The 12,476-nt window shown below is 71.5% G+C and carries 12 protein-coding genes; 8 read left to right on the top strand and 4 right to left on the bottom strand.

The window, feature by feature from the left end:
* The first annotated feature begins 112 nt into the window (after positions 1-112).
* From ABZ883_RS39120 to ABZ883_RS39110, 3 genes are read left to right on the top strand one after another with little or no spacing between them, the layout of a single operon-like run.
* Positions 113-775 (top strand): HAD family hydrolase, encoded by a 663-nt coding sequence (locus ABZ883_RS39120; RefSeq protein WP_360915626.1) that lies wholly within the window; start codon positions 113-115, stop codon positions 773-775.
* Positions 776-827: 52 nt separating this feature from the next.
* Positions 828-2,063: an MFS transporter gene (locus tag ABZ883_RS39115; protein ID WP_360915635.1), complete on the top strand. Its 1,236-nt coding sequence runs from the start codon at positions 828-830 to the stop codon at positions 2,061-2,063.
* Positions 2,014-3,189, top strand: a complete 1,176-nt coding sequence (locus ABZ883_RS39110; RefSeq protein ID WP_360915623.1) for an acetoin utilization protein AcuC — start codon at positions 2,014-2,016, stop codon at positions 3,187-3,189. Before ABZ883_RS39115 ends, ABZ883_RS39110 begins: the two co-directional genes overlap by 50 nt.
* 21 nt (positions 3,190-3,210) lie before the next feature.
* Here ABZ883_RS39110 and ABZ883_RS39105 read toward each other — a convergent pair whose 3' ends face one another.
* Positions 3,211-4,764 carry a GMC family oxidoreductase N-terminal domain-containing protein gene (locus ABZ883_RS39105; protein ID WP_360915620.1) on the bottom strand — a complete coding sequence of 518 codons (1,554 nt, stop codon included), beginning with the start codon at positions 4,762-4,764 and terminating at the stop codon, positions 3,211-3,213.
* A gap of 169 nt (positions 4,765-4,933) precedes the next feature.
* On the opposite strand from ABZ883_RS39105, the gene ABZ883_RS39100 reads away from it, so the two are divergent.
* From ABZ883_RS39100 to ABZ883_RS39080, 5 genes are all read left to right on the top strand, one after another.
* Entirely contained in the window at positions 4,934-5,749 is an 816-nt protein-coding gene (locus ABZ883_RS39100) for a phosphatase (protein WP_360915616.1), read from the top strand.
* 128 nt (positions 5,750-5,877) lie between these two features.
* The gene (locus tag ABZ883_RS39095) at positions 5,878-6,087 is read left to right on the top strand and encodes a helix-turn-helix domain-containing protein (RefSeq protein ID WP_319665659.1); all 210 of its coding nucleotides are present in this window, start codon (positions 5,878-5,880) and stop codon (positions 6,085-6,087) included.
* 107 nt (positions 6,088-6,194) lie between these two features.
* Positions 6,195-6,293: an AURKAIP1/COX24 domain-containing protein gene (locus ABZ883_RS39090; protein WP_003948845.1), complete on the top strand. Its 99-nt coding sequence runs from the start codon at positions 6,195-6,197 to the stop codon at positions 6,291-6,293.
* A gap of 253 nt (positions 6,294-6,546) precedes the next feature.
* On the top strand, positions 6,547-7,590 hold the full coding sequence (locus ABZ883_RS39085) for an NAD-dependent epimerase/dehydratase family protein (protein WP_360915613.1): 1,044 nt from the start codon (positions 6,547-6,549) through the stop codon (positions 7,588-7,590).
* A 34-nt stretch (positions 7,591-7,624) separates the two neighbouring features.
* The gene (locus ABZ883_RS39080; RefSeq protein WP_360915610.1) at positions 7,625-8,788 is read left to right on the top strand and encodes a lysophospholipid acyltransferase family protein; all 1,164 of its coding nucleotides are present in this window, start codon (positions 7,625-7,627) and stop codon (positions 8,786-8,788) included.
* A gap of 110 nt (positions 8,789-8,898) precedes the next feature.
* Here the strand turns inward: ABZ883_RS39080 and ABZ883_RS39075 are convergent, their stop codons facing one another.
* The 3 genes from ABZ883_RS39075 to ABZ883_RS39065 form a co-directional block, all read right to left on the bottom strand.
* Positions 8,899-10,095, bottom strand: coding sequence for a DUF5667 domain-containing protein (locus tag ABZ883_RS39075; protein WP_360915607.1), 1,197 nt, complete (start codon positions 10,093-10,095; stop codon positions 8,899-8,901).
* A gap of 228 nt (positions 10,096-10,323) precedes the next feature.
* Positions 10,324-11,124 (bottom strand): ECF subfamily RNA polymerase sigma factor, BldN family, encoded by an 801-nt coding sequence (locus ABZ883_RS39070; protein WP_360915604.1) that lies wholly within the window; start codon positions 11,122-11,124, stop codon positions 10,324-10,326.
* A 326-nt stretch (positions 11,125-11,450) separates the two neighbouring features.
* Entirely contained in the window at positions 11,451-12,371 is a 921-nt protein-coding gene (locus ABZ883_RS39065) for an HAD-IB family hydrolase (protein ID WP_360915602.1), read from the bottom strand.
* Positions 12,372-12,476: the final 105 nt, after the last annotated feature.

Here is a 12,476-nt window from a genome sequence, read left to right as displayed (position 1 = left end):
TGCAGGGGGGACCCTGTGGGAGAGTAGGACGCCGCCGAACAATTCTTCAGCCTCAACCCCCGAGCTCACGCTCGGGGGTTGAGGCTTTTTTGCGTCCACTACAGTTGGCCTCGTGCGCTACGACCTGGTCATTTTCGACAACGACGGGGTGCTCGTCGACAGTGAGCCGATCGCGAACCATGTGCTCGCCGATCTGCTGACCGAGCACGGGCATCCGACGAGCTACGAGGACTCGCTGCGGGACTACATGGGTTCGGCCATGCACCGCGTGCACGACCTCGTGGCCGAACGGTCGGGGCAGCGGTTGCCGGAGGACTTCGACGCGACGTACTACGCGCGGGTCTTTGAGGGTTTCCGCCGGGAGCTCGAGCCCGTGCCGGGTGTCGCGAACGTTCTGGAGAAGCTGGACGCTGACGGGGTGCCGTACTGCGTGGCCTCGTCGGGCAGCCATGAGCGGATCCGGGTGGCGCTGCGGAAGACCGGGCTGTACGGGCACTTCGGCGAGGAGCGCATCTTCAGTTCGCAGGATGTGGGCCGGGGCAAGCCGGCGCCGGATCTGTTCCTGCACGCGGCGCGTGTGATGGGCGTGCCGCCCGAGCGGTGCGCGGTGGTGGAGGACAGCCCGCTGGGGGTGCAGGCCGCGGTCGCGGCGGGGATGGACGTGTACGGCTTCACGGCGATGACCCCGCCGGCGCGGCTGGAGGAAGCGGGGTCCGCGGGGACGCTGTCGCTCTTCGCCGAAATGGCGGGCCTGCCGGGAAAACTGATGATGTGATCGACCTACCCGTCCGTAGGGTTCGGCCCTACGCTGCTCGCTCATGGACGGCATCGACGGCAGATTGCGTCATGGGCGGGCCTCCCTGGCCGTCAGCTTCTTCTCGCAAGGTGTGGCCTTCGCGCTCCTGGTGACGCGCATCCCGGCCCTGCAGGATCGATACGACATCAGTGACGCGATGCTGCCGCTGTTCCTCGCGGCGGTGCCCGTCCTGGCCGGCGTCGGGAGCGTGGCGACCGAGCACCTGGTGAAGCGGGTACGGCCGAGCACGGTGCTGCGCTGGGTGCAGCCGGTGGTGTGCCTGGCGCTGCTGGGCGCAGGTTCCGGCGACACGATGTGGCAACTGGCGCTGTCCCTCGCGGTGTTCGGCATCTGCGTCGGCGGGCTCGACGCCTCGATGAACATGCTCGGCGTGAGCCTCCAGCGCACGTACGGCCGCAGCATCATGCTGGGCTTCCACGCCGCCTACAGCTTCGGCGGCATCCTCGGTGCGTCCCTGGCCTGGGCGGGCGCGCACTGGCACCTGTCGCTCGCGGTGCTGTACGGGCCGGTGGTGGCGGTGCTGATCCCGCTGACGCTGGTGGGCAGCCGTTGGTACGTCGACCAAGCGGCCGACGGGCCCGTGGGGAAGCCGGCGCCGGGCGGAGCCGATGCACCCGCAGCCGGCTCGTCCGTCGCGATGCGCATGCTGCTGCCGCTGTGCCTGGTGATGGCGTTCGCGTACATCGGCGACTCGACGGTCTCCAACTGGAGCGCGAAATACCTCCAGGACGTCCTCGGCAGCTCCGAGCAGCTGGCGACGGTCCCGTACAACGTCTACATGGTGACGACCCTGCTCGGCCGGTCGGTCGGGGACTTCGGGGTGCGGCGCTTCGGGGCCGCGGCCGTCGTGCGGGCCGGGGCGGTTGTGGCGGTGGCCGGGTTCGCGGTCGTGGCGGTGGCGCCGGGGCCGTGGGTGGGCATGCTGGGCTTTACGCTGCTGGGCTTCGGGCTCTGCGTGATCGTGCCGCAGACCTTCGCCGCGGCCGGGCGGATGTTCCCGGGGGCGTCGGACACGGCGATCGCGCGGCTCAACATCTTCAACTACGTGGGTTTCCTGGTGGGTTCGCCGCTGGTGGGCGCGCTCGGTGACGCGTGGAGCTACCGCGGCGCGATGCTGGTGCCGATGGTGCTGGTGGCCGCCACGCTGCTGTACGCCCGCTCGTTCGGAGCCGAGCCCGCCCGATACGGTGGCGACCATGAGCGGCCGCGCACAGCTGATGTGGGACGAGCAGGTAACGGGCTATGACTTCGGTCGAGGGCACCCGATGGACCCGGTGCGGCTCGCGCTGACCATGGGGTTGGTCCGGGCGTTCGAGCTGGACAAGGCGGCGGCGGTCGTGTCCGCGCCGGCCGCCGGCGACTCGACGCTGGGGCTGGTCCACGACGCCGAGTATGTCGCCGCGGTGCGGCGGGCGTCGGCCGACCCCAAGGCGCTGACGGAGCTGTCGTACGGCATCGGCACCGACGACAACCCGGCCTTCGCGGGAATGCACGAGGCCTCGGCGCTGATCGCCGGGCAGTCGGTGGGTGCGGCCGAGGCGGTCTGGCGCGGCGAGGCCGCGCACGCGGTGAACTTCGCCGGCGGCCTGCACCACGCGATGCCGGGGACGGCCTCGGGTTTCTGCGTCTACAACGACGCCGCGCTCGCCGTCGCGCGGCTGCTGGAGCTCGGCGCCGAGCGAGTGGTCTACGTGGACGTGGACGTGCACCACGGCGACGGGGTCCAGGCCGTCTTCTGGGACGACCCGCGGGTGCTGACCATCTCGCTGCATGAGCACCCTCGCACCCTGTTCCCGCAGACGGGCTGGCCGGAGGAGACCGGCGGAACCGGCGCGGAGGGTGGCGCGGTGAACCTGGCGCTGCCGGCCGGCACCGGGGACGCGGGCTGGCTGCGGGCCTTCCACGCGGTGGTGCCGGAGCTCGTCGCCGCGTTCCGGCCGCAGGCGCTGGTCACCCAGCACGGCGCCGACACGCACTTCGAGGACCCGCTGGCGCATCTGGCGGCGAGCCTGGACGCGCAGCGCGCGGTGGCGGAGGCCCTGCACGGCCTGGCGCACGAGCACGCCGAGGGGCGCTGGGTGGCGCTCGGCGGCGGCGGGTACGCGGTGGTGGACGTCGTACCGCGGTCGTGGACGCACCTGGTGGGCATCGCCGCGGGCCGGCCGGTGGCGCCGGAGTCGGCGACGCCCGAGGAGTGGCGTGCGGAGGTGTACCGCAGGACCCGGCAGACCGGCCCGCTGCGGATGACGGACGGACGGGACGGCTCCTTCACCGGGTTCCACGACGCGGGGTACGACCCGGCGGACCGGCTGGACCAGGCGATCCTCGCGACCCGGCGGGCGGTGTTCCCGCTGCACGGTCTGCTGCCGTAGGGCACCCTCGGTGTGGGCGTTTCAGGCCGCGTCGCGCAGCAGCTCCGCGGCCCGTTCGGCGATGGCGTAGACCGTGGCGTTGGTGTTCGCGGAGACCAGGCGCGGCATCACCGAGGCATCGGCCACACGCAGGCCGTCCACACCGCGGACCCGCAGGGCGGGGTCGACGACGGCGTGCGCGTCGGTGCCCATGCGGCAGGTCCCGGCGTAGTGGTTGTAGGAGCGCAGATTGCGGCACAGGCAGGCGCGCAGCGACTTCTCGCCGACGGCGTCCGGGCCTGGCAGGACCTCCCCGTCGCTCCAGTCGGCGAGGGCGGGGGCGGCGGCGATCTCCCGGGCGGCGCGCAGGCCCTGGACCATCGCGTCGAGGTCGCGGATGTCCGCGTAGTACCGGGGGTCGATGCGCGGGGGCGCGCCGGGAGTGGTGTCGGCCAGGCGGATCGTGCCGTGGCTGAACGGCGCCATGAGGGCGACCATGATCGTCCATCCCTGACCGGGCCCGGGCCCCGGCAGGCTGTCCTCGCGCAAGGGGACGTCCACCATCTGCAGCTGCACATCGGGCCCGGGGACCCCCGGGCCGGTGCGGATCAGCCCCTGGACCTCGCCGTGGTTGCCGGTGCCGGGCGGTACGGGTCGGGCCGAGCGGTGGACGACGCCGGACAGGACGTGGTCCTGGAGGTGCGAGCCGACGCCGGGCAGGTGCACCGCGGTGGGGATGGCGAGGGTCCGCAGGTGGTTGCGCGGGCCGATGCCGGAGAGCAGGAGCAGTTGCGGGGTGCCGACGGCTCCCGCGGTCAGGACGACGGTTCCGGAGCGGGAGCGGCGCGCGGTGCGCAGTTCGCCGCCGGCGGCGTACTCGACGCCCGTGCAGCGGTCGCCGTCGAGGGTGACCCGGTGGACGAGGGCGCCGGTCACGACGTGCAGGCCGGGCCGGTGCAGGACCGGCCGCAGGTAGGCGGTGGCGGCGTCCTGGCGGATGCCGCCGGAGATGCTGAGGTCGCCCCAGCCGAATCCCTCCTCCAGACCTCCGGCGAGGTCCCGGGCCTCGGGTTGCCCGGTCTGCACCGCGGCGCGCAGGAAGTCCCCGGCGAGCGGGTGCGGGTCGGCGGCGGGGCCGACCCGCAGCGGACCGGCCATGCCGCGCAGCGCCGGATCGCGGTCCGCGACCCCGGTGAGGTTCTCGCTGCGCTTGAAGGCGGGCAGGAGATCGTCGAAGCCCCAGCCGGGGGCGCCCTCCGCGGCCCAGGCGTCGTAGCTCGAGCGGTGGCCGCGCAGGAAGTTCATGGCGTTGATCGCCGAGCTGCCCCCGAGGCCGCGGCCGCGGGGCCACGGCACGGTGATGCCGGTCTCGGTCTGCGGGGTGGTGCGGTCCGCCCAGTCCAGGGGGGTGTTGAGCAGGCTCGGCCAGGCCGGCGGCTGGGCCACGCCGGGCGGGTGGTCGGCTCCGCCGGCCTCCAGCAGGAGCACGCGCGCGGCCTCGTTCTCGGACAGGCGCGCGGCCAGCGCACATCCGGCGGACCCTGCCCCCACGACGACGTAGTCGAACTCGGCCCCGTTCGGAAAGCTGTCGGTCACGGTGAACCGCCCCTCGGTGGCGTGCGGTTTGCGCCCTTGTGGGAAGTGTAGGAAGAACCGCCGCCGGGTGAGGAGCCTGTCGGGCAGCGGGCCCGAACGACCACCTCACGGGAGTGATGCCGGGCTTGTTCCGGTGCGTGCGGGCGGGGGTTCGGGTCACCATCGGCCCGTGGTGAGTGTGGGCGCGCTGCGCGCGCATCTGGTGGGGGTGGGGATCGCCGGGCCGGTGGCGACAACACGGGAGCGAAGCCTGCGCAGCTACCGGCTCTTCGCCGCCGGGGACCCGCGGCAGACGCTCGGGCTGGATCCGGGGCGGACGTGGACGCCGTCCGACGTGCTGGGCCTGATGGCTGACCAATGCGGGGTTTCGCCTGATCCGCGCCACATTTCCGGGCAGGATGTGATCGACCCGGACCTTACGCTGGCCGGGCTCGACGCCTTCGCCGCTCGTCTGCGGCAGGCGGCGCGGCACAGGGAGCCGGTCCTGCTCGGGACCGGGCATCCGCAGCGGCTCCTGGGTTTCTACGCCGGATTGGCCGCTGCCCTGTCGGCGGCGGGATGTCCTGTCCTCACCCCATCGCATGGTCGACGTGTCGACATGCCGACGCAATTCGGCCTACGCCCCCACAACCTGCGCTACGTAGGGGGCGTCGCGGTGCTCCGTGATGCGCCGGGTGAGGGCGCCCGGGGTGCGCCCGGAGTGCACACGCACTCCCCGCTCCCGGTTCGGGTTGCCCTGGCCGGCGCGGCGACGCGCGGCGGCCCGCTGCCGAGCCTCGTGGTCGGGGATCACGGCTGGGTCTGCGGGGCAGGTCAGCTGGGCATTGAGGCCATGGGACTGGCCGACTCCGACGACCCCGCCGTTTTCGTCGCCCAGGCCGAGGGCAGGGTTTCGGTCGTGGTTCCGCTTGATGACGCTGTGCGGTCCGATTACTACCGACCGCTTACGCGCTATGTACTCAATCGAGCGTGTCTGTCACAGTAGTCAACCGATCGCTACTCCTCTTCCCCACTTGCATCATGCGCACCTAATCTGGGGAGGAGCGCACATGCGAGAGGGAGTCACCGGAGGGGAAGCCGGTGCCCGTCATGTGCGGAAGGTTCAGGTGTGTCATGGCTTCAAGCGAGAGGCCTCTCAACGAGGTCGTGTTCCTGACCGTGGCAGAGGTCGCCGCGGTGATGCGAGTGTCCAAGATGACCGTGTATCGGTTGGTGCACAGCGGTCATCTGCCGGCGATCCGGGTGGGGAGGTCCTTCCGCGTCCCGGAGCAGGCCGTCCATGACTATCTTCGCGAGTCCTACGTGGGGGTGGAAACTGCCTGACGACTGCCTCGGTTTATGCTCGGTGCCCCCGGGCGGGTAGGCTTGGCCGACGTAGGTCGTGTGGGCTCGGACGCCCCGCACCGAGTGAAAACGAAGCGAGGGTAGTCGTGGGCTCTGTCATCAAGAAGCGGCGCAAGCGTATGGCCAAGAAGAAGCACCGCAAGCTGCTGAAGCGGACGCGTGTGCAGCGCCGTAACAAGAAGTAGTCGAGCTGCGCGTCGCTCTTCCCACTGCCCTCTCCCCACCGCCGTCCGCGGTGGAGAGAGGGCAGTGGCGTTTCCGGTGCGGGCGGCAGGGCAGCCGTGACGGGGAGCGGTACCGCCCGATTGCGGGCCGGATCGGCCCGGCATCCTGGGATCTCCTTGACCGCCCTGACGGTGTTCGTACGGTCGAGCGTCATCACGGCGCAACATCGAACCGATACGGTGCGTATATGCGGTAAGTAGGAAGGCGCTGATCTTGGGCAAAGTGGTGCTCGTGACGGGGGTCGCCCGCCAGCTCGGCGGCCGGCTGGTACGACGGATCATGCGTGAACCCGATGTCGACCGGGTGGTCGGTGTCGATGTGCTGCCGCCGGAGCATCAGCTGGACGGTGCCGAGTTCGTGCGCGCCGACATCCGGCATCCGATGATCGCGAAGGTGCTCGCCGAGCACTCCGTGGACACCGTGGTGCACATGGACGTCAGCGGGACGCTGCCGGGCCGCAACAGCCGCGCGGCGGTCAAGGAGACCAACGTCATCGGCACCATGCAGCTGCTCGGCGCCTGCCAGAAGGCCCCGACCGTGCGGCGCCTGGTGGTCAAGTCCACGACGAGCGTGTACGGATCGGCCCCGCGCGACCCGGCGGTCTTCACCGAGTCCATGCCCGGGAAGTCGCTGCCCACCGGCGGCTTTGCCAAGGACGCCGTGGAAGTCGAGGGCTATGTGCGGGGCTTCGCCCGGCGCCGTCCGGACGTGGCCGTCTCGGTGCTGCGCTTCGCGAACATCCTGGGCCCGCACGCCGACACGCCGCTGGCGGAGTACTTCGCGCTGCCGGTGCTGCCGACCGTGCTCGGGTACGACCCGCGGCTGCAGTTCGTCCACGAGGACGACGTCATGGACGTCCTGCTGCTGGCCCTGCGCGACGAGGGCAACGGCACCATCAACAGTGGCACGTTCAACATCGCCGGCGACGGGGTGCTGCTGCTGTCGCAGACGGCCCGGCGGCTCGGCAAGCCCACCGTGCCGGTGCTGCTGCCCGCGGTCACCTGGGTGGGGCAGATGCTGCGCACGGCCGGGGTCACCGACTTCTCGCGCGAGCAGATCCGGCTGCTCACCCATGGCAGGGTGGTGGACACGACGCAGATGCGCGAGACTCTCGGCTTCACCCCGAAGTACACCACCGCCGAGACCTTCAGCGACTTCGCCCGCAGCCGCGGCCCGGGGCTGCTTCCGCCCGAACTGCTCGCCCGTACCGTGGACCGGCTCGCCGCGCTGGTGCCCGCGGGCGGCCCTGAGAACTGAGCTTGTGAGCACTCCTGCGAGGAGGAACCGCGCCATGGCGGATGCCAAGGTCATCCCGTTCGACGAGGACACGCGAACGCGGAGGGGGGCGTCGCGGCCGCGGGGACGGACGGCCGCCCGCAAGCCGGTTGAGGCCTCCGGCGCGAACGCGCTGGCCGCACTGCCGGTCGAGGACAGCACCGTACGGGACCAGGCCGCCGCCGGACCGGAGGACCCCGTCCGGCCCGCCGCGGCCGCCGGCCCGGACGCCGGGGCGACCGGCCCCACCCCGGAGGAGGCGCACGACGGCACGCGGCCGGCCGCCGCCGGCGGACCGCTGGTCGCCGCGCTCGGCCAGGCCGCCGACCGGCTGCTCGGCGGTCCCTGGGAGCGCCGGGTGGCGCACGGCCTGGCCTTCCTGCGCCGCCGCGTCACCGGGGACTACGAGGTCGACGACTTTGGCTACGACGAGGACCTCACCGACCAGTTGCTCATGTCGCTGCTGCGGCCGCTGTACGAGTCGTACTTCCGCGTCGAGGTGAAGGGCATCGAGAACATCCCGGCCGAGGGCGGCGCCCTGGTGGTGGCCAACCACTCCGGGACGCTGCCGCTGGACGGGCTGATGATGCAGGTCGCCGTCCACGACAACCATCCGGCGGGGCGGCATCTGCGCCTACTCGCGGCGGACCTGGTCTTCGTGCTGCCGCTGGTGAACGAACTGGCGCGCAAGGCCGGGCACACCCTGGCCTGCGCCGAGGACGCGCAGCGGCTGCTGGAGCGCGGCGAGGTCGTCGGTGTGATGCCGGAGGGCTTCAAGGGGCTCGGCAAGCCGTTCTCGGAGCGCTACAAGTTGCAGCGCTTCGGGCGGGGCGGCTTCGTGGCGACCGCGCTGAAGACCCGGGTGCCGATCGTGCCGTGCTCCATCGTGGGCGCGGAGGAGATCTACCCGATGATCGGCAACGCGAAGACCGCGGCGCGGCTGCTGGGCTTCCCGTACTTCCCGATGACACCGACCTTCCCGTGGCTCGGGCCGCTCGGGCTGGTGCCGCTGCCGACCAAGTGGACCATCCAGTTCGGCGAGCCGATCGCCACGGACGGCTACGCGCCGGAGGCGGCGGAGGACCCGATGCTGGTCTTCAACCTCACCGACCAGGTACGGGAAACGATTCAGCACACGCTCTACAAGCTGCTGGTGCAGCGGCGTTCGGTGTTCTTCTGAGGTCCTGCCGCGGCGTGCGCAACGGCGGCGGCCAGGGATCGGCACACGGCAAGGGCCGGTGCCCGGGACGAATCCCGGACACCGGCCCTTGCCGTGCGCCGATCGGCCGGCTACTCGCCGTGGTCGTCCTCCGTGCCCAGGCCGAGGCCCGGGAGGAGACCCGGCAGCAGCGGGGGAAGCGTGACGGACGGCTGTGCCGTCTCGCCGGAGCCGCTGGACGGGCTGCCGCTGCTCGCCGGAGGGTTGAGCAGTCCGTCCGTGCCGCCGATGAAGCCGCCGTCGGAGCTCTTGGACGCCGACGGGCTGGCCTTCTCCGTACCGCGCTCGACGGAGCGGTCGCTCGCGGAGTCGCTCGACGAGGGGGACGGGCCCCGCGTGCCGCTGCCGGAACGGGCGCCGCTGCTGGGGGTGCCGTTGCGCCCGTCGACCGCGGTGGCGGCGGGGGGCAGCAGCTTCTGCAGCGGGGCGACTTCCTGCTCTATGGCGTCGAAGACCGAGGTGACCTTGTTGCCGACGTCGCTGAGCTTGTTGGGCAGCCGGTCGCGCAGCTCGGTCCAGCCCTTGCGGTGGTTGCTGGAGAACGCGGAGAGCGTCTCCATCGGCCGCAGGGAGCCGTCCTTGCGATACGCGGCGGTGAGCAGCCGGTGGCCCTCGGTGGCCTCCTGCTGCATCCCGGACAGCGCCCGGCGGATCTCGCCCACCGACTCGTCGTCGAGCTGGCCGCCGCGCCCGCGCTCCATGAGGCGGCGGGCCTCCTGGAGCCGGGTGGAGGCGAGGTCGAGATAGACCTTGCCGCGGTCGGCGTCGTCGTCGGCGAGGTTGAGGCGCATGTCCTCCATGCCCCGCTTGAGGCCGTACAGCGTGTCACCGGGCAGCGCGTCGGTGCTGGCGGCGGCCACGCCGCCGAAGGCACCGGCCGCCACGCCCACCGACAGCCCGCCGGCGGCCAGCCGGCGCGACCACGCGGAGCGGGGCCTCAGTTTGCCCATGCCACGGCCGCCCGCGCGGTGTGCGCCGCGGCCGCCGTCGCGTTGCTCCGGGACCGTCAGCGTGCCGTCGGCGAGCGCGGCTTCCATCGCCGCGATCAGCTGGGCACGTTGCACGGTCTTGGCCTCGGGGTCCAGCGTCGGCCGCGGAACGTCCTCCAGGGCGTCCGCCAGGGCCAGAAGCCGTCCCTGATCCGGATCCGCATGCCGGTCCGCGGCGTGGGCGCCGTGCTGCTCGCCGGCGTGCGCCTGTTGGCCGTCGTCCTCAAGGGCGTCGGCGAAGGCGTTCGCCCGCCGGTGCGCCGTTGGGTTCGCGATCACGGGCGGCACCTCCTCTCGTCATCCACCTCGACTCCCCGTTGTGCCTGCAAGGTTCCACACCTTGAGCCCTTCCACCCGATCGAGTGATCGGAAGCGGGCAGGGCACGGCAGTGGGGGGTCCGCATGTGATGCAACGAGCGCCGTACGCCCAGGGTTACGCCCAGGGTTGCGCACTCATGATGATCGGACCGTGAAGCCAGTCGCAAGATGAAGTCCCATCCATGGCGTTCATCGCGCGTCGTCGGGAAGCAGCCGGGCGAGGGTCCGTACGGCCCGGTACTGCAGGGTCTTGATCGCGCCTTCGTTCTTCCCCATGATGCGTGCCGTCTCGGCGACGGACAGGCCCTGCAGGAAGCGCAGGGTCACGCACTCCTGTTGCTGGGGGTTGAGCTTGCGCACCGCGCGGAGCAGCGACTCGTTGGACAGCGACTCCAGGACGCAGTCCTCCGGGCTGGGCTCGACCTCGTTGGCGTCGAGCATCTCCCCGGTGGTCACCTCCAGCCGGAAGCGGCTGGACTTGAAGTGGTCGGCGACCAGGTTGCGCGCGATGGTCACCAGCCAGGCGCCGAAGTCGCGGCCCTGCCAGGTGAACGTGCCGATCCGGCGCAGCGCGCGCAGGAAGGTCTCGCTGGTGAGGTCCTCGGCGGTCGCCTTGCCCCCGACGCGGTAGTAGATGTAGCGGTACACGGTGTCGGAGTAGTGGTCGTACAGCCGCCCGAAGGCCTCGGTCTCCCCGGCCTGGGCGCGTTCGACCAGGTCCATCATCCGCCCGCTGTCGGTGTCGGACGCGGGCCGGCGCGTGGAGGCGCCCGAGGACCGTGCGGTCTGCGAGGTGCTGCGGGCACGTCTGCCGACCGCCGCCCGGCCGTCGGCGAGCGCATAGGTCGCCAGCGCGGGGCCGGCGGGCACTGCTGCGGCGAGTGCTGGCACGGGCACGGCGTACGCGGGGACAACGCGCAGCAGGTGCTCAGCCACCAGTGCGCGCAGCGTAGCCAGGCCAGAGGCGTCAACCCCGGTGTGTGGGTACACGGGACTCCCAGAGGCAGAACTTCCATCACGTGCAGTACGGAACCGTTCACTCGTCGTAGCGACGCGTGGGAACCGGCTTGCGTTTGAGGAGAATAACGCTTCGTACAGGCGACGCTACACCGAGTTGCTGAAATCGCCGGTTCCGCCCACTCTCTGGCGGAATGGTGATCGATCAATTATCGAACATCGAAACGTACTTGACCACATAGCGTCGTGAAATGCTCGCGTGGAGAGCGTGTTGTGGCTGTGTGGTCATGTGGCGACTGACGGGACGCCAGAGGGGTACAACGGTGTGTCGCGCATCGGCCCCGGACCGGGGCCGATGCTCAGCGGCGGCGGCGCTGCAGGGCCACCGCGGCGGCGGCACCGCCCGCGACCGCCCCGACCCCGGCGGCCGCCGGAATGCCGATTTTCGCGGCCTTGCGGCCGGTGCGGTAGTCGCGCAACCGCCAGCCCATTTCGCGCGCGTGTTTGCGCAGCCGCGTATCGGGATTGATCGCATATGGATGTCCGACCAACGACAGCATCGGGATGTCGTTCGACGAATCGCTGTACGCGGCGCAGCGCGACAGTTCGAGTCCCTCGGCCGCGGCGAGCGCCCGGACCGCCTCGGCCTTCGCCGGGCCGTGCAGCGGCTCGCCGACCAGCCGGCCGGTGTAGATCCCGTCGACGTGCTCGGCGACGGTGCCCAGGGCGCCGGTCAGGCCGAGCCGCCGGGCGATGATCGTGGCGGTCTCGACGGGCGCGGCGGTGACCAGCCACACCCGCTGCCCGGCGTCCAGGTGGGCCTGGGCGAGCGCGCGGGTGCCGGGCCAGATCTTGCCCGCCATGTACTCGTCGTAGATCTCCTCGCCGATCGACATGAGCTCCTCGACGCGGTGCCCCTTGACGATCGACAGCGCGCTCTCGCGCACGTCCTGCATGTGCTCGGGGTCCTCGGACCCGGCGATGCGGAAGTAGGCCTGCTGCCACGCGAAGCGCGCCAGGTCGCGGCTGCGGAAGAACTTCCTCTTGTACAGACCGCGTCCGAAGTGGAAGATCGCCGCGCCCTGCATGACCGTGTTGTCCAGGTCGAAGAAGGCGGCCGCGTGGGGATCGCCGACGACCGGGAACGCGGGGAGCGCGGTCCGTGCCGGCTTCTTCGCCACGGGTGCCGCGAGGGCGGCCTCGGCCGCGGCCTCGCCCGCCAGCACGCTGCGTGCGGTGGCGGAGCGCTTACGGGGGGTGAGCCATCGCAGAGCGGCCATGGGGCGAGCATAGCCAGTCTGTTGGGCACTTCCGGTGCTCAGATGGAGCAGGTGAATGAACTCCGAGCGACAGAAGTGTTACTCCCGTCACGGCCGGTTGACGCC

The sequence above is a fragment of the Streptomyces sp. NPDC046977 genome, assembly GCF_040644455.1.
GTDB lineage: Bacteria > Actinomycetota > Actinomycetes > Streptomycetales > Streptomycetaceae > Actinacidiphila.
The sequence above is the reverse complement of the archived record's forward strand: the minus strand, read 5'-3'. Positions and strand labels throughout refer to the sequence as shown.